The 21,255-nt window shown below is 69.1% G+C and carries 22 protein-coding genes; 14 read left to right on the top strand and 8 right to left on the bottom strand.

Annotated elements, in window-relative coordinates:
• Positions 1 to 225: 225 nt before the first annotated feature.
• Complete coding sequence (locus ACT4N8_RS11365; protein ID WP_444858238.1) at positions 226 to 1,428, top strand: TIGR04063 family PEP-CTERM/XrtA system glycosyltransferase; 1,203 nt, start codon at positions 226 to 228, stop codon at positions 1,426 to 1,428.
• Positions 1,425 to 2,087, top strand: coding sequence for a hypothetical protein (locus ACT4N8_RS11370; RefSeq protein WP_444858239.1), 663 nt, complete (start codon positions 1,425 to 1,427; stop codon positions 2,085 to 2,087). The genes ACT4N8_RS11365 and ACT4N8_RS11370 overlap by 4 nt, the downstream gene beginning before the upstream one ends.
• Here ACT4N8_RS11370 and ACT4N8_RS11375 read toward each other — a convergent pair.
• Together ACT4N8_RS11375 and ACT4N8_RS11380 are read right to left on the bottom strand one after the other, a co-directional pair.
• Positions 2,084 to 2,392, bottom strand: coding sequence for a hypothetical protein (locus tag ACT4N8_RS11375; RefSeq protein WP_444858240.1), 309 nt, complete (start codon positions 2,390 to 2,392; stop codon positions 2,084 to 2,086). The two genes, ACT4N8_RS11370 and ACT4N8_RS11375, sit on opposite strands and share 4 nt — an antisense overlap.
• Positions 2,383 to 2,574 carry a hypothetical protein gene (locus ACT4N8_RS11380; protein WP_444858241.1) on the bottom strand — a complete coding sequence of 64 codons (192 nt, stop codon included), beginning with the start codon at positions 2,572 to 2,574 and terminating at the stop codon, positions 2,383 to 2,385. Before ACT4N8_RS11380 ends, ACT4N8_RS11375 begins: the two co-directional genes overlap by 10 nt.
• Positions 2,575 to 2,664: 90 nt before the next feature.
• Between ACT4N8_RS11380 and ACT4N8_RS11385 the strand changes: the two genes are divergently transcribed.
• Complete coding sequence (locus ACT4N8_RS11385) at positions 2,665 to 3,315, top strand: S24 family peptidase (RefSeq protein WP_444858242.1); 651 nt, start codon at positions 2,665 to 2,667, stop codon at positions 3,313 to 3,315.
• A gap of 63 nt (positions 3,316 to 3,378) precedes the next feature.
• Positions 3,379 to 4,158, top strand: coding sequence for an aspartyl/asparaginyl beta-hydroxylase domain-containing protein (locus tag ACT4N8_RS11390; RefSeq protein WP_444858243.1), 780 nt, complete (start codon positions 3,379 to 3,381; stop codon positions 4,156 to 4,158).
• On the opposite strand, the gene ACT4N8_RS11395 is transcribed toward ACT4N8_RS11390, so the two are convergent.
• Positions 4,155 to 4,331, bottom strand: coding sequence for a hypothetical protein (locus ACT4N8_RS11395; RefSeq protein WP_444858244.1), 177 nt, complete (start codon positions 4,329 to 4,331; stop codon positions 4,155 to 4,157). The two genes, ACT4N8_RS11390 and ACT4N8_RS11395, sit on opposite strands and share 4 nt — an antisense overlap.
• Positions 4,332 to 4,462: 131 nt before the next feature.
• On the opposite strand from ACT4N8_RS11395, the gene ACT4N8_RS11400 reads away from it, so the two are divergent.
• From ACT4N8_RS11400 to ACT4N8_RS11425, 6 genes are all read left to right on the top strand, one after another.
• Positions 4,463 to 4,681, top strand: a complete 219-nt coding sequence (locus tag ACT4N8_RS11400; protein ID WP_444858245.1) for a hypothetical protein — start codon at positions 4,463 to 4,465, stop codon at positions 4,679 to 4,681.
• Between the two features lie 56 nt (positions 4,682 to 4,737).
• Positions 4,738 to 6,714 (top strand): autotransporter assembly complex protein TamA, encoded by a 1,977-nt coding sequence (locus tag ACT4N8_RS11405; RefSeq protein ID WP_444858246.1) that lies wholly within the window; start codon positions 4,738 to 4,740, stop codon positions 6,712 to 6,714.
• Between the two features lie 2 nt (positions 6,715 to 6,716).
• On the top strand, positions 6,717 to 10,922 hold the full coding sequence (locus tag ACT4N8_RS11410; protein WP_444858247.1) for a translocation/assembly module TamB domain-containing protein: 4,206 nt from the start codon (positions 6,717 to 6,719) through the stop codon (positions 10,920 to 10,922).
• 12 nt (positions 10,923 to 10,934) lie between these two features.
• Positions 10,935 to 11,588, top strand: coding sequence for a hypothetical protein (locus ACT4N8_RS11415; RefSeq protein ID WP_444858248.1), 654 nt, complete (start codon positions 10,935 to 10,937; stop codon positions 11,586 to 11,588).
• Positions 11,573 to 12,871: an MFS transporter gene (locus tag ACT4N8_RS11420; protein WP_444858249.1), complete on the top strand. Its 1,299-nt coding sequence runs from the start codon at positions 11,573 to 11,575 to the stop codon at positions 12,869 to 12,871. The genes ACT4N8_RS11415 and ACT4N8_RS11420 overlap by 16 nt, the downstream gene beginning before the upstream one ends.
• 189 nt (positions 12,872 to 13,060) lie before the next feature.
• Positions 13,061 to 14,458: an ankyrin repeat domain-containing protein gene (locus tag ACT4N8_RS11425; RefSeq protein ID WP_444858250.1), complete on the top strand. Its 1,398-nt coding sequence runs from the start codon at positions 13,061 to 13,063 to the stop codon at positions 14,456 to 14,458.
• A 76-nt stretch (positions 14,459 to 14,534) separates the two neighbouring features.
• Here the strand turns inward: ACT4N8_RS11425 and glnA are convergent, their stop codons facing one another.
• The 3 genes from glnA to ACT4N8_RS11440 form a co-directional block, all read right to left on the bottom strand.
• Positions 14,535 to 15,947, bottom strand: coding sequence for a type I glutamate--ammonia ligase (gene glnA, locus ACT4N8_RS11430; RefSeq protein WP_444858251.1), 1,413 nt, complete (start codon positions 15,945 to 15,947; stop codon positions 14,535 to 14,537).
• Positions 15,948 to 16,056: 109 nt separating this feature from the next.
• On the bottom strand, positions 16,057 to 16,266 hold the full coding sequence (locus ACT4N8_RS11435; protein WP_444858252.1) for a transcriptional regulator: 210 nt from the start codon (positions 16,264 to 16,266) through the stop codon (positions 16,057 to 16,059).
• Between the two features lie 17 nt (positions 16,267 to 16,283).
• A complete protein-coding gene (locus tag ACT4N8_RS11440) occupies positions 16,284 to 16,622 on the bottom strand; it encodes a P-II family nitrogen regulator (protein ID WP_444858253.1) in 339 nt (112 codons plus the stop codon).
• A 137-nt stretch (positions 16,623 to 16,759) separates the two neighbouring features.
• Here ACT4N8_RS11440 and ACT4N8_RS11445 point away from each other — a divergent pair, with 137 nt between their 5' ends.
• Both ACT4N8_RS11445 and ACT4N8_RS11450 read left to right on the top strand, forming a co-directional pair.
• A complete protein-coding gene (locus ACT4N8_RS11445; protein ID WP_444858254.1) occupies positions 16,760 to 17,203 on the top strand; it encodes a hypothetical protein in 444 nt (147 codons plus the stop codon).
• Between the two features lie 151 nt (positions 17,204 to 17,354).
• On the top strand, positions 17,355 to 17,759 hold the full coding sequence (locus ACT4N8_RS11450; protein ID WP_444858255.1) for a hypothetical protein: 405 nt from the start codon (positions 17,355 to 17,357) through the stop codon (positions 17,757 to 17,759).
• Between the two features lie 98 nt (positions 17,760 to 17,857).
• Here the strand turns inward: ACT4N8_RS11450 and ACT4N8_RS11455 are convergent, their stop codons facing one another.
• Positions 17,858 to 18,409, bottom strand: coding sequence for a hypothetical protein (locus tag ACT4N8_RS11455; RefSeq protein WP_444858256.1), 552 nt, complete (start codon positions 18,407 to 18,409; stop codon positions 17,858 to 17,860).
• Complete coding sequence (gene map / locus ACT4N8_RS11460; protein ID WP_444858257.1) at positions 18,409 to 19,236, bottom strand: type I methionyl aminopeptidase; 828 nt, start codon at positions 19,234 to 19,236, stop codon at positions 18,409 to 18,411. Before map ends, ACT4N8_RS11455 begins: the two co-directional genes overlap by 1 nt.
• Positions 19,237 to 19,298: 62 nt before the next feature.
• Here map and ACT4N8_RS11465 point away from each other — a divergent pair, with 62 nt between their 5' ends.
• Positions 19,299 to 20,054, top strand: coding sequence for a competence/damage-inducible protein A (locus ACT4N8_RS11465; RefSeq protein ID WP_444858258.1), 756 nt, complete (start codon positions 19,299 to 19,301; stop codon positions 20,052 to 20,054).
• Between the two features lie 8 nt (positions 20,055 to 20,062).
• Positions 20,063 to 21,226 (top strand): glycosyl transferase-like UDP-glucuronosyltransferase, encoded by a 1,164-nt coding sequence (locus tag ACT4N8_RS11470; protein WP_444858259.1) that lies wholly within the window; start codon positions 20,063 to 20,065, stop codon positions 21,224 to 21,226.
• Positions 21,227 to 21,255 lie beyond the last annotated feature (29 nt).

The raw sequence follows: 21,255 nt of genomic DNA on the forward strand, positions 1-21,255 counted from the left end.
CGGCAAGGAGCGAGGAGGGAGCGATGGAGACCCCATCGTGACCGACCGAGCGACGCCGTCCGGGCGGCAAAGGACAGCCCGCCGCTGTGCGGTCGGCCGGAGAAGCCGGCTGGCTGCGTCGGCCGGCTCGACCGGGCTGCCCGGCCCGGCCTTCCCCGCCCTCCTTTCCAGCCGGCTTCTCCGGCCGATCCCGGCCACCTCCAATCCCGAATGCAGGCCCTAAGCATGCGCGTTCTCCATGTTCTGGATCACAGCCTGCCGCTGCAGAGCGGCTACACCTTCCGCACCCGCGCCATCGTCAAGGCGCAGCTGGCGCGGGGGTGGGAAGTGGTGTGCCTGACCGGGGCGCGGCACGCCAAGGACGGGCCGGACCCGGAGACGGTCGATGGGATCACCTTCTACCGCACGGCGAAGCCCGCGCCCGCCCCGGCGCCCTTGCGCGAATGGCGCGAGATTCGGGCGCTTTCGGCGCGGCTCGACGCGCTCGTGCGCGAATGGCGGCCTGACCAGCTCCACGCCCATTCTCCGGTGCTGAACGCCCTGGCCGCTTTGCCCGTGGCGCGGCGCCACGGCCTGCCGCTGGTCTATGAAATCCGCGCCTTTTGGGAGGATGCGGCGGTCGGCAACGGGACGGGCCGCGAGGGCTCGGCGCGCTACCGGCTGACCCGTTTGCTCGAAACCCACGCGGCGCGCCGCGCCGACGCGGTGGCGGTGATCTGCGAGGGGCTGAAGCTGGATCTGATCCGCCGCGGCATCAATCCGGCGAAGATCGTGGTGTCGCCCAACGGCGTCGACATGGACCTGTTCGGCGCGCCGCCCGCGGCCGACGCGGCCTTCGCGCGGTCGCTCGGGCTGGAGGGGGCGGACGTGGTCGGCTTCATCGGCTCCTTCTACGATTATGAGGGGCTGGACGATCTGATCGCGGCGATGCCGCTGCTGATCGAGCGCCGCCCCAAGGCGAGGCTGCTGCTCGTCGGCGGCGGGCCGATGGAAGGCGCGCTGAAGGCGCAGGCGGCGGCATCGCCCGTTGCCGATCGAATCAGCTTCGTCGGCCGCGTGCCGCATGACGAGGTCGAGCTTTACTATGCGCTGATCGACGTGCTCGCTTATCCGAGGAAGGCGATGCGGCTGACCGAGCTGGTGACGCCGCTCAAGCCTTTGGAAGCGATGGCGCAGCGCAAGCTCGTCGCGGCGTCCAATGTCGGCGGTCATCGCGAGCTGATCGAGGACGGCGTCACCGGCACGCTTTTTCCGGCCGGCGATCCGCGGGCGCTCGCCGACGCGCTCGCCGGCCTGTTCGAGCGACGCGGCGAATGGGAGGCTCGGCGCGACACGGCCCGCGCGTTCGTCGAGCGTGAGCGTAACTGGACGTCAAACATTTCGCTTTATGCCCCTTTGTATCAACGACTGACCGGCAAGAGAGCATGATCGCCACGCATTCCTTCACGAACCTGTTCCGCAACGCCGACCGCAACGCGCTCGATTTGCCCGTCGCGGCATTGGCCGGGCTTTCGGTGGCTTTCGCCGCCTTCACCATCCCGGCCGATCTGCTCGCCGAGGCGGTGGGCGCGAGCGGGCTGCCCAATCTGCTCGAGGCGGCGCAGCCGCCGCTCGGCACGACCGCCCGGATCGCCCTCGCGGTCGCCGGCGCGCTCGGGACCTTCTTCGCCGCCTTCCTGCTGCTGCGTTGGCTCGACCGCTTCGGCGCGCGCCCGGCGCCGCGCATCGCGCCGGCCGCCGAATCCGAGGCGGAGAGCCCGCGCCTGCGCAAGCGCGACACCCATCCGGACGCCCCGGCGCGGCGCCCGATCTCGGCGACCCGCGATCTCGGCGAGCCAGCGCCGCCGCAGCCGGTGGCTTCGTGGCTCGACGTTGAATTGGAAGCGCCCGCGCCCGCCCCGGCCGCCGAGGCACCGGCGTCGTCGAGCCTCACCGAATTGATGGGCCGGCTCGAGGCGGGCCTCGCCCGCCGCGCCACCGCCGCGCCGGCTCCGGAGGCGGCGCCCCAGCCCGCCCCGTCCGCGTCGGACGACCGGCTGCAGAGCGCGATCGAGAGCCTGCAACGCCTCACCGCGCGCGACGCCTAATCCGCTTCCACGGTCAACGCCTCCAGGGTGAGGCGCACGTCATCCTCGCCACGCGTGTCGCCGACGCAGGCGATGTCGATCAGGATGTGGCCGCGCAGCGGGAAGTCGCGCTCGCCCAAGCCGTTTAGAAAGGAATCCGCCGCAGCCTCGGCCTCCGGCCCCGTCAGGGTCAGCGTCAGGCGATGGCGCTCGCCCGTGAAGGTGACGCTGGCCCAGGGCCGGCTCTCGACCTCGCCGACTGTCGCGAAGGTGACGAAGGTGACGGTACGTCGCAGCTCATCTGCGGCAGAGCGTTTCAGTCCCATGGCGTGCCGCCCTCTTTCCGGTCGAGCCAGGCGTGGACGCGCGCCCTCGTCTCCGGGCGCGGCTCGCGGCCGCGGCGAATGTCGTGGACGAAGCGCGGGTCGCCCAGCGCCTCGCGGCCGAAGCGGGTGGCCGGCATTTCGGCGCGCTTGAGATAGAGCTCGATTCGCTTTCGCAGGAGCATGGTCGCCTCCGAATCACTGTTCTCAATATGTTCACGTTCGGAGGACATTTCCTACTTGTCTAGGAAAAAACCTACGTTTAAGAGAAAAAAATGGCGGACGAGAAGGCCCGAGCCGCGCTGCAGCGGCTGATCGAGGAGAAAGGCGAGGATTATGCCGGCCTCTCCCGCCTGATCGGCCGCAACCCCGCTTACGTGCAGCAGTATATCAAGCGCGGCAGCCCGCGCCGGCTGGCCGAGCGCGACCGGCGGCTGCTCGCCCGCTATTTCGGCGTGGACGAAGTCTTGCTCGGCGCGCCCGAGACGGCGGCGCCGGCGGAGGCCGGACTGGTGCGGGTGCCGCAACTCGACGTCGGCGCCTCGGCCGGCGCTGGGGCGTTCGGCGCCGAGGAGCGGGCCGCTTCGCATATCGCCTTCGATCCCGCCTGGCTGCGGCGAGTGGCGCGGGGCAGCCCGGACTTTTTGTCGATCATCCGAGTCGCCGGCGATTCGATGGCGCCGACCTTGGCCGACGGCGACGAGATATTGGTCGACCGCGGCGACGCCGCGACACGGCTGCGCGACGGCATCTACGTGCTCAGGATCGACGACGCTCTGGTCGTGAAGCGGGTCGCGCTCAATCCCGCGGCGCGGAGCGTCTCGATCCGCAGCGACAATCCGGCCTATCCCGGCTGGCCCGATTGCGACCTCGCCGCGATCGAGCCGGTCGGCCGGGTGGTCTGGGCGGGGCGGCGGATCGGCTGAGTCGGGCGCGGTTCACATCCGCCGGCACAATCCTATATGCCCGCGAAGGGACTATCCGGGCTCATGGCAACGACACCCTCTTCACCGGCGAAATCGCGCCGCGGCATCGCGGTTCCCGATTCGTGGTACCGGATCGGCAAGAAGCTGCGCCACAGGGTGAGCCGGCTCGTCGCCCGCTCGTCCAAAGTCGGGGACGAGCCGGTCTATCCGGCAGCCGTCTTCCCCTGGATTGCCGCGCTCGAGGTGAAATGGCCCGAGGTCCGCGCCGAGCTCGAGGCGGTGCTGGCGCTGCGCGAGGCGATCCCGCCGCTCGCCAGCATCTCGCCCGACCATCGCCGGATCGCCCCGCCGGGCAAGTGGAAGAGCTTCTTCCTGATCGGCTACGGCTATCGCGCCGAGGAGAATATCCGCCGCTGCCCGGTCACCGCCGCGGCAGTGATGGAGGTGCCGGGGCTGAACAGCGCCTTCTTCTCAATCCTCGAGCCCGGCGCGCACATCCCACGCCACCGCGGCGTCACCAAGGCGATCCTCACCGCCCATCTCGGCGTGATCGTGCCGCGCGAGCGCGAGAAGTGCCGGATGCAGGTCGGCGAGGAGATGCTGCACTGGGCGGAAGGGCAGACCCTCGTCTTCGACGACACCAACCATCACGAGGTGTGGAACGACACGGATGAGCCCCGCGTCGTTCTGCTCATGCAGTTCCGCCGCCCGGTCGGCCCGTTGGGGCGGATCGTCGGCGGCCTCTTCCTTTCCGGCATCCGCCGCTCGCGCTTCGTCCAGGACGCGCGCGCCGAGATGGGCGAATGGGAGGCGGCGATGCAGCGGCTGGAGCGCGAGAGCTAGCGTCGCCGGTCGGCGAGCCAGACCAGGCCGAGCAGCACGAGGCCGACGCCGAGCCCGATCAGGAAGCCGAGGCTCGGCTGGCGCAGAAGCGCGCCGCCGACGACGCCGGCGAGGATCGCGAGGGCGAGCAGGGCGCCGCCGGAGCGCATCGGCTTGCGGGGAGGTCCGTCCATGCCGGGCTCATGGCAGCGGGGCGGTGCCGGGGCCAGCGAAATTCAACCTGGTTTACGTCTCGTTGAGCATCGTCATGAGGCATTTTCGAAACCGCGCCGGGGCTATGCCGACTCCACAAGAGAAGATGGGGTTGGCGTTGCTCGAACATGTTCATGTGCCCGATCGCGCCGCGGCGGCCGACGCGGCGGATCTGATCGCCGAGTTCGGTCGGCACGCCGCCGGCGAGGCCGCCGCGCGCGCCTCGAAAAGCCGGAATCTGGGCAATGTCGTTCATTATTGCCGGTGGCGGCAGATCGAGCGGATGATCCTGCTGATGACGGCGGACCGCTCCCAGCACACGATCCACTGAGAAACCGAGACAATTCGCGGCTGGCGCGGCCTCGCCCCGCCCGCTAGGTCTCTCCCATGTTGCAAGTCGTAGCGGGGCGGCGTGCAGCGGCGCTGTCGGCCGCTATCGCCCTGATTCTCGGTGCCGATCCCGCCCGGGCGCAGGAAGCCATGCCGCCCGCTGGGGAGGACCAGCCGCTCGACCCGTCGGCGCCGCTCGATCCCTGGCCCGACCTCGGCCTCGAATGGCCCGACATGGCCAACGATCCCGATGACGAGATTCCTGACCTGCCCGAGGCGGCGTCCGGCGCGACCGACGCGGGGCGTGCGCGGACCTACAGTTACCGGATCGAGGGCGTGGACCCGGTCGAATCCGCCGCCTTGCTGCAGCGCTTCCGCGAGCTTTCGACGCTGGAGGAATATCGCGACCAGCCGGCCAATGCGGCGCAGGTCGACCGCCGCGCCCGCGCAGACGCTGAATTGATCGCCGAGCTGCTGCGCGCCTTCGGCCATTACGACGCGCAGGTGATGACGGAAGTGAGCGCTGAGGCGGACGGGCGCTTCCTCGTCACTTTGACCGCCGAGCCGGGGCCGGTCTACCGCTTCGCGGAGGTGCAGCTGCCGGGGCTGGAGGAGGCGCTGGGCCCGGACGCCGAGGCGCTGCGCCAAGCCTTCGCGATCGACACGGAGGCAGCGGTTGACGCGGCCAATGTCCAGGCGGCCGGGGCGAACCTGCGCGCCGAGCTGGGGCGGCGGGGCTACGCCTTCGCCGAGGTCGGCGAGCCCGACATCGTCCTCGACCACGACACGCGGACGGCGACTCTCGTCCTGCCGGTCGAGCCGGGCGGGCCGCGCCGCTTCGGCGGGGTGATCGTCGAGGGCGCGCCCCTGTTCAGCGCCGGCCATATCGAGACCATCGCCCGCTTCGACGAGGGCGAACCCTATCGCGTGGCCCTCGTCGAGGATCTGCGCCAGGCTTTGGTCGCGACCGGCCTCGTCTCCTCGGTGACGATCCGGCCCGTCGCGCGGCCGAACAGCGATCTCGTCGATCTGGCCGTCGCGCTGGAACCGGCGCCGATGCGCACGATCGCGGGCGAGGCCGGCTACGGCTCGGGCGAGGGGATCAGGCTGGAAGGGAGCTGGCAGCACCGAAATTTCTTCCCGCCCGAAGGCGCGCTCACCCTTCGCGGCGTCGCCGGGACGCGCGAGCAGCTCGTCTCGGCGATCCTCAGGCGCAACAATTTCGGCCGGCGCGACCAGGTGCTGACCGCGCAGATCGCCGTCAGCCATGTCGACCGGCCCGCCTTCGACGCGCGCACCGTGGTGCTCGCCGGCGGCATCGAGCGGCAGACCAACATCATCTGGCAGAAGGACTGGACCTGGTCACTCGGCACCGAGCTGATCGCGTCCGACGAGCGCGACATCGATCTCGCCACCGGCACGACTCGGCGGCGCACCTTCTTCATCGGCGCGATCCCCGCCTTCCTGGGCTATGACGGCTCGAACGATCTGCTCGATCCGACCAGCGGTTTCCGGCTGGCCGCGCGGCTCTCGCCCGAAGCGTCGCTGCAGGACGGCAGCTTCTTCTATCTGCGCGCGCAGGTGGACGGCAGCTTCTACTGGCCCGCTTCCGAGACGGTGACGATCGCCGGGCGGACCCGGCTCGGCACGATCTTCGGCGCGAGCCGCGACCGGATCGCGCCGTCGCGGCGCTTCTATGCCGGCGGCGGCGGCTCGGTGCGCGGCTACGGCTTCCAGCGGATCGGGCCGCGCGACCCGGTGTTCGACGATCCGATCGGCGGCCGCAGCCTCGCCGAATTGGCGATCGAGGCGCGGGTCCGGGTCGGGTCGTTCGGGATCGTGCCCTTCATCGACGCGGGCAACATCTCGACCTCGCCGCTGCCGCGCTTCGACAATCTGCGCTTCGGCGCTGGCGTGGGCGTGCGCTATCACACCCGCTTCGGCCCGATCCGGGTCGACGTGGCGACGCCGATCAATCCGGCGCCCGGCGATCCGCGCATCGCGGTCTACGTCTCGCTCGGCCAGGCCTTCTGAGCGTGGCCGAAGCCGCTCTCGACGCCGCCGAGCTGCCGGCCGAGCCGGTTCGGCGCCGCGGCGGCGGCTTCTGGGCGAGGAAGCTGCTCAAGGCGCTGGCGACCTTGCTCTTGGGTCTGGTCCTCGCCTTCGTCGCCCTGGTGCTTTTCCTCGACACCGGCCCCGGCCATCGCTTCATCGTCGACCGGATCGCGGCGATGACCCCGGAATCGGGCCTGCGCATCCGCATCGGCCGGATCGACGGCTCGATCTGGGGGCGGACCCAGCTGCGGGACGTACGGCTCTACGATCCCGACGGGCTGTTCGCCGAATCACCCGAGATCGCGATGAACTGGCGGCCGCTCGACTTCCTCTGGGGGAGCCTGCGCATCCACGAGCTCGATTCCGAGCTGGTCACGCTCCATCGCCTGCCCAACCTGATCGAGCCCGAGGAGCCGGGGCCGATCCTGCCCGATTACGATATCCATGTCGGCCGGCTCGACGTGCGCCAACTGCGCATCGGCGCGGCGGTGACCGGGCGCGAGCAGGTCGGCAGCCTGTCCGGAGAGGCGGAGATCAGGAGCGGCCGGGCGCTGGTCGGCCTGCGCGCGCAGATCAGGGATGGCGGTGATCAGCTCCGCCTCGCCATCGACGCCGAGCCCGACCGCGACCGCTTCGACATAGAGGCGAGGGTGCGGGCGCCGGAAAACAGTGTGATCGGGGCGATGCTCGGCACGAGCCGGCCGATCCGGCTCGATGTCGAAGGCGACGGCGTCTGGTCGCGCTGGACCGGGCAGGCTCTGCTCGACGTCTCGGGGCGGCGGACGGCGGACCTTCGGCTCGGCTGGAGCCGGGGCAACTTCCGCCTGACCGGCTGGGCGGCGCCCGCGCCGTTCCTGCGTGGCAAGCTGCAGCGGCTGACCGCGCCGCGCATTCTGGTGGGCGGCAGCGGCGCCTTCCTCGACCGCAAGATCAACGGCCGGCTCTCGCTCCGCTCGGCGAGTCTGCGCGTCGAGGCCCGCGGGATCGTTGACCTCGGCGAGAATCGCTATCGCGACGTCGCCATCGCCGCCGATCTCGTCCGCCCGCCGGCCTTGTTCCGCAACATGACCGGGCGGCAGGTGCGTGGCACCGCCTTGCTCGATGGGCCGTTCGGCCGGGCGAACTTCGTCTACCGACTGACCAGCCCCCGCATCGCCTTCGACGATACGGGGTTCGAGGAGGTCCGCGTCACCGGAAGCGGCCGGCTCTCGCCGTCGCCGGTGACGGTGCCGCTGCTGCTCACCGCGCGTCGCGTGACCGGGGTGGGCGAGCCGGCCGAGACGATCCTCGCCAATGCCCGGGCCGAGGGCTTCCTGCGCATTACCCCGCGCCGACTCACCGGCGAGCGGATCGTGCTCGCGACCAACCAGCTGCGCGGCCTCGTCAATCTCGGCGTCGACCTGCGCACCGGCGCCTATGTCGTGACCACGACCAGCGGCCTGCCGGGCTACGAGATTCCGGGTTTCGGCCGGGTCGACGTGCTCGGCCAGCTGCGCGCGGTGCCGGGGCCGGACGGGCGCGGCACCTATGTCACCGGCCAGGCGCGCGGCTGGGTGCGGCGGCTCGACAATCGCTTCCTCACCTGGGTGGCGGGCGGACTGCCCGAGCTGCAGACCGATCTGGCGCGGGGGCCCGACCGGATCGTGCGCTTCAGCAACATGCGGATCAGCGCGCCGAAGATCGCGCTGACGGCGAACGGCTACCGGCGCACCGACGGCACCTTCTTCCTCGAAGGGGCGGGGCGGCACAGCGAATATGGACCGCTGCGGGTCAGCCTCGACGGGCGGCTGGAGCGGCCGCGGCTCGCGGTGCGGCTGGAGCGGCCGATCACCTCGCTCGGGCTCACCGACGTGCTGCTCAATCTCGAGCCCAACCCCGCCGGCTTCGCCTGGCGTGCCGCGGGCGGCTCGGCGCTGGGGCCGTTCACCGGCGCGGGTCAGATCCTGCTGCCGCCGGGGCGACCGGCGGTGATCCAGGTTGCCGCGCTCAACGTGTCCGGAACGCGGGCGACGGGTGTGCTGCGCTCTGATCCTGGTGGCTTCACCGGGCGGCTCGACGTGGACGGTGGCGGCATCGCGGGGCGGCTGGTCTTCGATCCGGTCGGCAACGTCCAGCGGATCGCGGTCAACCTGACCGCGAGCAACGCGACATTCGCGGGGACGACGCCGATCACGGTCGCGCGCGGCTCGTTCAACGGCGTCATCCTGCTCGATCCGGCGGGCACCTCGCTCGAGGGGCGGATCGTTGGGCGCGGGGTGACGCGCGGGCCGATCTATCTTGCCAATCTCGATCTGCAGGCCTCCTTACGCGGCGGCACCGGGCGGGTGACCGGACGGATCGCCGGCTCGCGCGGACGGGATTTCGCCTTGAACGTCAGCGCCGAGGTCTCGCCGAACCGCTATACGATCAGCGCATCGGGCACGCTCGACCGGCGACCGTTCGAGCTGATCACGCCGGCCGTGCTCAGCTACACGCCCGAGGGCTGGCGGCTGGAGCGCAGCCAATTCCGCTTCGCCGGGGGCGAGGCGAGCCTCGCCGGCCTGTTCGGCGAGCGCACCGAGCTCGACGCCCGGCTCGAGGCGATGCCGCTGACGGTGCTCGACATGTTCTATCCCCGGCTCGGCCTTGGCGGCGTCGCTTCTGGCCTCTTGCGCTACAATTCGCCGTCGGGCGGCGCGCCGCCGACCGGCGAGGCGAACCTGCGCATCCGGGGCCTCACCCGCGCCGGGCTGGTGCTCTCCTCGCGGCCGATCGACGTCGGGCTCAACGCCCGGCTCGACGGAGTCAACGCGGCGCTGCGCGCGGTGGTGGTGAGCGAGGGGCAGACGATCGGGCGGGCGCAGGCACGGCTCTCCCCGATCGGCCAGTCGGGCGATCTCGCGACCCGACTGATGCGCGCGCCGATGCAGGCGCAAATCCGCTACAACGGCGCCGCCGACACGCTCTGGCGGCTGACGGGGATCGAGCTGATCGATCTGTCCGGGCCGGCGGCGATCGGCGCCGACATGCGCGGCACGCTCGAAAATCCGCTGATCAACGGCTCGGTCCGCACCGCCGGCGCGCGGCTGGAAAGCGCCGTCACCGGCATGGTGATCGAGAATCTCCAGTCGACCGGCCGCTTCGGCGGTTCGCGGCTGCAGATGCAGCGCTTCCAGGGAACGACTCCGGGCGGCGGCACGGTCGCGGGGAGCGGCGCGCTCGATTTCGCGGCGGCCCAAGGCGTCGGCATGAATTTCGACGTGCGTGCCGAAAATGCCCGATTGCTCGACCGCGACGATATCCAGGCTTCGGTGACCGGCGACCTCGCGATCCGTTCGGACGGGGATGGTGGCTCGATCTCGGGCGCGGTGCGGGTGACGCAGGGGCGCTTCCAGCTGGGCAGCGCGACCGCCTCGGCGCAGGTGCCGCGGCTCAACGTGCGCGAGGTCAACCGGGCGGACGCGGCGATGGGGCCGATCGTGCGGCGGCTCGATCCGTGGACGCTGGCGCTCGACGTCAGTGCGCCCAACCGGATGAATGTCACCGGCCTCGGCATGAACAGCGAGTGGCAGGCCGAGTTGCGCGTCGCCGGCACGGTCACCGAGCCGCGCATCACCGGCGATGCCGAGCTGATCCGCGGCACCTACGATTTCGCCGGGCGGCGCTTCGACCTGATCCGCGGCAATATCCGTTTCCAGGGCGAAAGCCCGGTCAACCCGCAACTCGACATCGCCGCCGAGGCGCGGGTGCGGGGCCTCAACGCGCAGATTCGCGTCGCCGGCCGCAGCCAGCGGCCCGAAATCGCCTTCACCAGCACGCCCACCTTGCCACAGGACGAATTGCTCTCGCGCATCCTGTTCGGGACCTCGATCACCAACCTCTCGGCGCCCGAGGCGCTGCAGCTCGCCGCCGCCGTGGCCTCCCTGAACGACCCCGGCGGCGGGCTCGATCCGATCAACGCGGTGCGCCGCGCGGTCGGGCTCGACCGGCTGCGCATCCTCCCCGCCGACGTCACCCAGGGCTCCGGCACCGCGATCGCGGCGGGTCGCTATTTCGGGCGGCGCGTCTATGTCGAGGTGATCACCGACGGGCGCGGCTATTCGGCGACCACCGTGGAATATCAGATCACCCGCTGGCTCTCCTTGCTCTCCAGCATCTCGACGATCGGCCGCGAAAGCGTCAACGTGCGCGTCTCGCGGGACTATTAAGGGGGAAGGGAGATGAGAGGGTGGGCGATCGTCGTCGGAGGCGCGATGCTTCTGCTCCTGCTGGCCGGACTGCTTGTCCTCGCCCTGCGGCAGCCGGCGGCTGAGCCGGACGAGGCTGCGCCCGCGGCGACGAACAATATCCAGACGGTCGCGCCCGCGCCGCCGGCCGAGCCGGCGCCGGTCGATCTCGGCGCGACGCTGAACCTGGACAGCCTGCGCAGCTCCGAAAGAAGCCCCGCCTTGGCTGCCATCTTCGACCGGATGGTGCGCATCGATCCCGAAACCTTCGAGAGCCGGCGCGGCGGGCCCATCTCGGTGGCGGGGTTCGACCGGCCACTGGTTCCGACCTTCGAGCGAAACCGCGAGACCGGTGGCGGCGCCGATATCCGCGAGGTCAATGCAGAGCTGGATGTAGCCGGCGTCTGGCACGGGCTGCGGGTTACCGGGCTGCGCCGCAGCTTCTACGAGGAGAGCGATGCCTCGGCCTTTGAAGTGCTGTTTGCCGAGGCGCCCGGGCGCGTGCGCGACGTGCTGATCAGCCAAGGCTTCCATTTGGCGGCCGTCGGCGACTCGCGCGAGGTGAACCCGGAGGAAATGGGGATGTCGGTGATCATCGGCGTCGGCCGGACCGAAGGGGGAGCATCGCTGACATGCGCGACGGGATGACGGAGGCGACGCCCGCAAGGCACCGGCTGCGCAACATCATCGGCGGCTCGGCGGGCAATCTCGTCGAATGGTACGACTGGTACGTCTATGCCGCCTTTGCGCTCTATTTCGCCCCGGTCTTCTTCCCGCAGGGCGACCAGACCTCGCAGCTTCTGAACACCGCCGCGATCTTCGCGGTCGGCTTCGTGATGCGCCCGATCGGGGCGTGGATCATGGGCATCTACGCCGACAGCCGGGGGCGAAAGGCAGGGCTCTCCCTGAGCGTCAGCCTGATGTGCCTCGGCTCGCTGATCATCGCCCTGATGCCGACCTATGCGACGATCGGGCCCTGGGCGCCGGCGATCCTCGTTCTCGCCCGAATGATGCAGGGCCTCAGCCTCGGCGGCGAATATGGTGCGAGCGCGACCTATCTTTCGGAAATGGCCGGGCGCCGGCGGCGGGGATTCTATTCGAGCTTTCAATATGTCAGCCTGATCGCTGGTCAGTTGATCGCGCTCGCGGTGCTGCTGAGCCTGCAATTCTCGATGTCCGAGGAGGCGCTGGAGGCGTGGGGCTGGCGGATCCCGTTCGCGATTGGCGCGGAGCTGGCGGTGGTCGTCTTCTACATCCGCCGGCGGCTGGCGGAGACCGAGAGTTTTGCCAATGCGAAGGCTTCGGACGCCCCCAAATCGAGCAGCCTCAACCTGTTCCGCGACCATCCGAAGGAGGCGTTCCTCGTCATGGCGCTGACCGCGGGCGGGACCTTGGCCTTCTACGCCTACACGACCTACATGCAAAAATTCCTCGTCAACACGTCGGGCTTCGGCCGCGAGACGGCGAGCCAGGTGATGACCGCCGCTTTGTTCGTCTTCATGTGCCTGCAGCCGCTGTCGGGCGCGCTCTCCGACCGGATCGGGCGCAAGCCGGTGATGGCGACCTTCGGCGTGCTCGGCGTGGTCTTCACGGTGCCTTTGTTCACCGCGCTGGAGACGGTTCAGAGCCCCTTGGCCGCTTTCGGTCTGGTGATGGCGGCGCTGGTCATCGTCACCGGCTACACCTCGATCAACGCGGTGGTGAAGGCCGAGCTCTTCCCCGCCCACATCCGCGCGCTCGGCGTCGCCTTGCCCTATGCGCTCGCCAACACCCTGTTCGGCGGCACGGCCGAATATGTCGCGCTCTGGTTCAAGGATCGCGGGATGGAGAGCGCCTTCTACTGGTACGTCGCCGGGATGATCGGCCTGTCCCTGATCGTCTATCTCAGCATGCGCGATACGAAGACGCACAGCCTTATTTTGGAGGATTAGGCTGCCAGCTTCGCACCTATGCGGGACCGCTTGCGCTCACCCGCCCCGTGGTATTAACGTGGCGCAAGGCCGGCAAGGCGGCCCCTCGTCCGCGGAAAGGGCCAAGCCCTCCTTTAGACAGCTATGATCGGTGATCTTCACCTTTCCTGCCCCGCCGGCGGACATCGGGGCGTAGGGAAAGGATTGGCAATGTCTTCCAACAATCGCGCATCCCGCGCGCTTCCTGATCACCCCTCCTCCGAATTTCTGCGCAAGGAGGCCAAACGCCTTGCCAGGCGGCTGGGCGTCCAGCTCGCCAAAGCACAGGATGAGCTTGCGCGGGACTACGGCTTTGCCGACTGGGCGGCACTCATGGCGCATGTGCGCGCGCTTGAGCCGGAAACGCGTCTCTCGGCGCTCGCCGAAGCATCGGCAATTGGCGACGTTGGCCAAGTCCGGCGCTTGATTGCCGAAGGGCATGATCCGAATGATGGTGGCGCCGAGACCAGCCCGCTCTGGGAGGCCTGCTCATCGAAGGCGCCGGCCCCGGCGCGGCTCGCCATTGCCGAAATGCTGCTGAAGGCGGGGGCGAGCGCACGCAAGGCCATTCCCGGACAGCGGCCGCTGCACGCCGTGGCGGCGCAGGGTCCCGTGCAACTGGCCGAGCTCCTGATCCTTCGCGGCGCCATCGAATGGGAGCCGAACGTCAAGGGACGCTCGGCCCTCGACATCGCGCGGATCTCCCGATCCACGCATCAGGCCGAGTTGATCGAGCTGCTTGACAGGCCGGTCATCCGCGACCCCTCATTTCGCGCGGCCGTTGATGCGCTGCATGGCGGCGATCTGGCCCGATTCGCGGGCCTTCTCGACGCTGAGCCTCGCCTGCTCACCGAGCGCATCCGCGAGCCCGATTGCTACCGGAACGCGCCGCGCGAGCAATATTTCCTGGATCCCAAGCTCTTCTGGTTCATCGCCAACAATCCGACGCTGATCGACAAGATGCCGGCCAATATGCCGGATATCGCCAAAGCCATGATCGCGCGGGGCGTGACGAAGGGCGATCTCGATTATGCGCTCGGCCTGGTCATGACGAGTTCGAGCGCGCGCGCGAACGGGCTGCAAATCCCGCTCGTGAAGCTTCTCGTGGCGGCGGGCGCGGATGTGGAAGTGAGCGACATTCACGCCGTGCTCGGGCATGGCGAGATCGAAGTGGTCGATTATCTCGTCTCTGAAGGGGTCCCGATGACGGCTCCGATCGCCGCGGCGCTTGACCGCCTAGTCGTTTTTCCCGACCTTCTTCGCTCCGCAACGCAGATCGAGTTGGACGAGGCGCTTGATCTCGCCGTGATCAACAACAGGACAAGGGCGGTGCGGCTGTCGCTGGAAGCAGGCGCTAATCCAGACCGGTTCTCTTCACAGCACCGGCATAGCCAGCCACTGCATCAGGCGGTCCTGCATGACAATGTCGAACTGGTTGACCTGCTCATTTCCCATGGGGCCAAGCTGGACGCGGTCGACAAGCTGTGGGGTGGAACGCCGTACGGATGGGCATGCCATGGCGGGAATCGTCGGGTTGTCGCGAGCCTGGAAGAACGATTGCGGACCTGATGCGCATCCCGAGCACGCGCCTTCCAGTCGGAGACGAGGGAGGCACCAGGCGGCGCTTCCCTTTCCCAATTGCGCCTCAGCTCGAATAGTACATATCATACTCGACCGGGCTGGGCGTGGTTTCCCAGCGCATCTGCTCTTCCCATTTGAGCTCGGCATAGGCTTCGATCTGGTCGACGCTGAAGACGTCGCCCTTGGTGAGGAAGGCGTGGTCGGCGTGGAGGGCGAGCAGCGCCTCGCGGAGCGACCCGCACACGGTAGGGACCTCGGCCAGTTCCTGCGGCGGCAGATCGTAGAGATTCTTGTCGATCGGGTCGCCGGGGTGGATGCGGTTCTGAATGCCGTCCAGGCCCGCCATCAGCAATGCCGAATAAGCGAGATAGGGATTGGCCATTGCGTCGGGAAAGCGGAATTCGACGCGCTTCGCCTTCTCGCCCGAGCCATAGGGGATGCGGCAGGAGGCAGAGCGGTTGCGGCTCGAATAAGCGAGCAATACCGGCGCCTCGAAACCCGGGACGAGGCGCTTGTAGCTGTTCGTCGTCGGATTGGTGAAGGCATTCAGCGCCTTGGCGTGCTTGATGACGCCGCCGATGAAATAGAGCGCGGTTTCCGAAAGGCCGGCATAGCCGTTGCCCGCGAAGAGCGGCTTGCCCTTCTTCCAGATCGACATGTGAGTGTGCATGCCCGAGCCGTTGTCGTCCTTGATCGGCTTGGGCATGAAGGTCGCGGTCTTGCCGTAAGCGGCGGCGACCTGGTGGACGACATATTTGTAGACCTGCATCCGGTCCGCGGTCTCGACCAGGGTGCCGAAGGTGAGGCCCAATTCGTGCTGGGCGGCGGCGACCTCGTGATGATGCTTGTCCATCGGGAGGCCCATCTCGATCATCGTCGAGACCATCTCGCCGCGGATGTCGCCGGCGGAATCTACCGGCGCGACCGGGAAATAGCCGCCCTTGGCGCGCGGCCGGTGGCCGAGATTGCCGTTCTCATATTTGGTGGCGGTGTTGGTCGGCAGCTCGATATCGTCGATTGCGAAGGAAGAGGCGTTGTAGCCGTCCTCGAAGCGGACGTCGTCGAACATGAAGAATTCGGCCTCGGGGCCGACATAGACGGTGTCGCCGACGCCGGTCGCCTTGAGGTAGGCTTCGGCGCGCTTGGCGGTCGAGCGCGGATCGCGGGCGTAGAGCTCGCCGGTCCCGGGCTCCACGATGTCGCAGAACAGGACCGCCATCGGCGTGGCGCTGAACGGATCGACATAATAAGCGTCGAGATCGGGCTTGAGGATCATGTCGCTCTCGTTGATCGCCTTCCAGCCGGCGATCGAGGAGCCGTCGAACATGAAGCCGTCGGTGAGATTGTCCTCGTCGACCACGCCCGCGCACATCGACAGATGCTGCCACTTGCCCTTGGGATCCGTGAACCGGAGGTCCACCCACTCGATCTCGCCGTCCTTGATGCTCTTGAGGATCTTGCCCGCGTCGTTCGCCATCTGACTCTAGCCCCAGGTTGGAGGATTCGTGATGGCGGCCTTCATTCCAAGCCGCGTCCGGGCCGTCCAGCGCGGGCGGCGCCCATGTGAATATTTCACGTGGGAAAGCTCAGTAGGAGCGGCGCTGGGCGGCGATCAGCATCCTCAGCAGCATTGCCACGGGGCGGGGGACGCCGACCTTGCCGTCCAGCCAGAGACTCACCGCCGAGCGGCTGACGCCGATCGCCGCGGCGACGTCGTTCTGCGTCCTGTAGCCCAGGATGCGCATCGCGGACTTCAATTCGTCCGGCGACATGGAGGCGAGGCGGGGATCGTCCACTCGGGCGCTCCTAACTCCTAAATCGCCTCGGCGCCTCGCTCGCCGGTGCGGATCCGCAATGCCTCCTCGACCGGCGAGACGAAGATCTTGCCGTCGCCGATCCGCCCCGTGCGGGCCGCCGCCGCGATCGCCTCGACGACGCGCTCGGCGAGGCCGTCTTCGACGACGACCTCGAGCGGCACCTTGGGCAGGAAGTCGACGACATATTCGGCGCCGCGATAGAGCTCGGTATGGCCCTTCTGGCGGCCGAACCCCTTGGCCTCGGTGACGGTGATTCCGGAGACGCCGACATCGTGCAGCGCCTCCTTCACCTCGTCGAGCTTGAACGGCTTGATCACCGCCTCGATCTTCTTCAAATCAGCCTCCGTCGCTGGGCCGCAGCCTAGGCTTGCCGGCAGGGCGCGCAAGCGGCTCTTCGCCCCCGCGAATCCCTATTGCAAGGGTAGAAAAAAGGGATAGGCTCCGGCCACCTATTGGAAGGGGGAACCGGAAAATGAAGAGACTCACCTTGCTTGGCGCGCTTTGCGCCTCGACGCTCGTCCTCGCCGCCTGCGGCGGGGGCGGCACGACTGCGAACAAGGCCGCGCCGGCCAATACGGCGGCGCCGGCCGGCAATACGACGGCGGGCGGCGAAGGCGGCGAGGGCGGCGGTGAAGCCGCGGGCGGCCAGGCACAGCAGAACTTCACGATCAACAACAATACCGGCCACGTCCTGACCACGCTCAACGTCTCACCCTCGAACGAGGACGAGTGGGGCCCGGACATTCTCGGCCGCGACGTGCTCGCCAACGGCGAGTCGGCGGAGATCAGCTTCGCGCGCGGCGAAACCCAGTGCCAGTGGGACATCCGTGCCACCTATGACGACGGCGGCACCACTGACGCACGTGGCGTCAACCTGTGCGAAGTCGCCACGGTCGACCTGACCGCCGGCGAATAGCACTGTCGGTGCAAGCCGGGATCTTCAGGCCCCGCCGCACCCGCGGCGGGGTCTTTTCCTTGCGCTCGCGGAACGAATGAGGGAAAGTCAGGCCCTGTTCACAAGCGTGCGCGTAGATTGGCTCGTAAGAGCCAATTTCGGGAGAATATGAATGAAGAAGCTCCTTCCACTCCTCGCGGTCGCCGGCGGTCTGATTCTCGGCGCTCCGGCCCAGGCGGCCGATCGCCCGGACGGCGAAACCCGGCTCGCGCGCATGCTCGAAGGCAGAGCCGCTGGCGATCCGGTCGACTGCGTCGATCTGCGCCGCGTCCGCTCGAGCCGGATCATCGATCATACCGCGATCGTCTACGACGCCGGCAGCGTGATCTACGTGCAGCGTCCGACCGCCGGGGTGGAGTCCCTGAGGGACTGGGACACGATGGTCAGCCGTCTGTTCGACAGCCGCCTGTGCAGCATCGATACGGTGCGCATGGTCGATCCGCATTCGGGCATGCTGACCGGAATCGTCTTCCTCGACGAGTTCGTCCCCTATCGCCGGGTGCGCGACGGCCAATAGGCCGGGGGCGATAGCGCCGGCGCGGTCCCGCCCGCCCTTCCGCCGGGCGGCCGTTGCCGGCGTGATCTTCATCGGGGCTTTTAGGCTGCGCGCTCCGGCTACTGCTCGAGTTCGTCGAGCCGGCGCAGGATCGCGCCCGCAGCGGCGTTGCCGCCGGCGAAGCCGGGATCGCCGAGCGCGACCGGGCCGAGCTTCGTCTCCAGCACGATCCCTTCGAAATAGACGCTGTTGCGCGGGCTCCGCGTGACCAGCCGCGAGACGACGACCTCGTCGTAAGGCTGGACGACACTCTCACTTGGCCCGCTGATCGTCACCGCATCCTCGCCCACCTCGACCGCGAGGCCGGGATCCTCGTAGACGCGGTGGCGCCGCAGCCGCAGCCACGCGTAGAGGACTAGGCCGAGCCCGGTGACCGCGAAGCCAGCGGGTAGCCAGCGTACCACGGTCGGACTGGTCTCGGCGAGCTGGATCACGGCCAGGCAGACCGCGCCGAACAAGAGATAGGCGCCGCCGAGCCAGAGCAACCCGCGCCGCTCGCGGGCGCGCATCTCGGCTCGGGTCAGGCTGCGGGCCGTGACCGGCAAGGGCACATTTCCCGCCTCGACTCCGAGCGCCCGGCCCAGTTCTTCGCGGGTGAGGTGCTCGGCCATCAGGCGTAGGGCGGCGCGTCGAGCCCGGCCGGGCTCCTGGTGAAAATCTCGCAGCCGGTTTCGGTGATGCCGACGCTGTGCTCGAACTGGGCGGAGAGCGAACGGTCGCGGGTGACCGCGGTCCAGCCGTCGTCGAGCACCTTGCAGTCGGCGCGGCCGCTGTTGATCATCGGCTCGATCGTGAAGAACATGCCGGGCCTGAGCTCCGGGCCGGTGCCCGGGCGGCCGGCATGGACCACTTCCGGCGCGTCGTGGAAGACCTTGCCGAGGCCGTGGCCGCAGAAATCGCGCACCACCGAATAGCGGTGCGCCTCGGCATGGCTCTGGATGGCGTGGCCGATGTCGCCGAGCCGGGCGCCGGGCCGAGCCGCCTCAATCCCCAGCATCAGGCATTCGTAGGTGACCTGGACGAGCTTTCGCGCCTTGATGCCGACATCGCCGACCAGGAACATGCGGCTGGTGTCGCCGTGCCAGCCGTCGAGGATCGGGGTGACGTCGATATTGACGATATCGCCGTCCTTGAGCGGCCGCTCGCCCGGAATGCCGTGGCAGACGACATGGTTGATCGAGGTGCAGCAGCTCTTGGTGTAGCCGCGATAGCCCAAAGTCGCCGGGATCGCGCCGCGGGCGCGCATCTCGGCGAAGACGATCTCGTCGATCTGCTGGGTGGTCACGCCGGGAACGACGTGCGGGACGAGCGCGTCGAGGATCTCCGCGGCGCAGCGCCCGGCGGCGCGCATCCCGGCGAAGCCTTCGGGCCCATGCAGCTTGATGTTGCCGTGCCGGCCGATGACACTGTCGTCGCGGTCGAGGATCGTGTCGGTCATGGCATGGAATATAGGCCCGGGAGGCTGGTTTGGCGACCCCCGGGGCGTTATGCGCTGGCCGCATGAGCGAGCGGATCTGGACGGCGGCGCTGCTGGTGATCGGGGACGAGATCCTCTCCGGCCGCACCCAGGATCGCAATGTTGCGCCGGTCGCCGCCTGGCTCAACCTGCAGGGGATCAGGCTCGGCGAGGTGCGGATGGTGCCCGACGATCTCGATCGGATCGCCGAGGCGGTGAACGTGCTCCGGGCCGGGCACGACTATCTCTTCACCACGGGCGGGATCGGGCCGACCCATGACGACATCACGGTCGACGCGATCGCCCGCGCGCTCGGCGTGGCCGTCGTCGTCCATCCCAAGGCGCGGGCGCTGCTCGAGTCGCATTATGCGAGCCGCGGCGGGATCACCGAAGCGCGCCTTCGGATGGCGCGCGTGCCCGAGGGCGCCGAGCTGATCGAGAACCGCCTCTCGGGCGCGCCCGGGATACGCTGTGGCAACATCTTCATCCTCGCCGGCATCCCGCAAGTCGCGGCTTTGATGCTCGAGGCGCTGTCGGGGCAGCTCGAAGGCGGCCGGCCTATGCTTTCGCGCACGATCGGCTGCTGGGTGCCCGAAAGCGAGGTCGCCGATCTTCTCGGGCAGACGGAGCGCGACCACCCCGGCTGTCAGATCGGCTCCTATCCCTTCTACAAGGAGGGCCGGGCCGGGGCGAATTTCGTCGTCCGCGGGGTTGAGGCCGAGGCCGTCGCGGCTTGCCTCGCCGATCTCGTCGCGCGGCTCGATGCGGCCGGATACCCGGTCGTCGCGGAAGGCATCTGACCGGGCCGATGGCGCGCATCCTCCTCGCCTGGGAATTCGGCGCCAATCGCGGTCATGTCGTGCCGATGATTCGCATCGCCGCAATCCTTCGCTCGGTGGGCCACGAGATCCACTTCGCTGTGCAGCGGCTCGACGCCTTCGCGCCGGGCGAGGCGGTCGGCGCGCCGGTCTGGCAGGCGCCGGTCTCGCCCCGCCTGCTTAGCGCCGTGCCGGCGGCCCGGGCACCGGCCGGCTTCGCCGACGTCCTCGCCCGGCTCGGCATGGACGATCCGCGGCTGGTCGCGGCGATGATCAACGCCTGGCGGCACCTGCTCTCTGCCGTGCGGCCGGACCTCGTCGTCGCCGATTACGCGCCCTTCCTGCTGATGGCGGCGCGGGGACGGGTTCCGACCATCGCGGTCGGCACGGGCTTCAGCCTGCCGCCCGCCGACTTGGCCGAGCTGCCCGTCCTCGTCGAAGGCGGGCGGGGCGTTGATCAGGGACCGGTGCTCGACGCGCTCAACGCCGGTCTCGCGGAGGCGGACGCCGAGCCGATGGCGACGCTGGCCGCCGCATTCCGCGCCGAGCGGGCGCTTCCCGTCACCTTCGCCGAGCTCGATCCTTATGCGGCCCACCGGCCGGCGCCTCCGGCGCACCCGCTGCCGCCCGACTTCGCCGCGAGCGTGGGCGAAGGATCGGAAGTCTTCGTCTATGCCGACGCGCGGCGGCTTGAGGATTCACCCTTGTGGCGGGGGTTGGCCGAGGCCGGGTTGCCCATGCGGGTGCATGTCCCGCGCATGCCGGATTCGCTTCGGGCCGCGCTGGTCGGCCACGGATTCGCCGTCGAGCCCGAGCCATTGCCCTTCGCCGCAATCGCGGCGCGCTCGCGGCTGGTCGTCTCGCATGGCGGCCACGGCCTGACCTGCGCGTGCCTTGCCGCCGGCCTGCCGCACGTCGTCTTCTACTACGACCTGGAGAAGCTGCTCACCGGCCTCGCCCTCGCCCGGCTGGGCGTCGGCGGCCACGTCTCGCTGCCCTCGCTGGAGCCGCGCGCCTTCGCCGAATCGCTCGTGCAGGTCCATCGCGACGACGCGATGCTGGCACGCGCGCGCGGGGCGGCGCCCGCCTTCCTCGCCCGCGACCAGGCGCCGCTCGATCGGGCCGTCGCCGAAGCGGCCGCAGCCTTGCTCTGAGCCGTTGTGCCTCGGGAACAATCGCCGGA

It is taken from the genome of Sphingosinicella sp. (assembly GCF_052387495.1).
In the GTDB taxonomy this organism is placed as follows: Bacteria; Pseudomonadota; Alphaproteobacteria; order Sphingomonadales; family Sphingomonadaceae; genus Allosphingosinicella.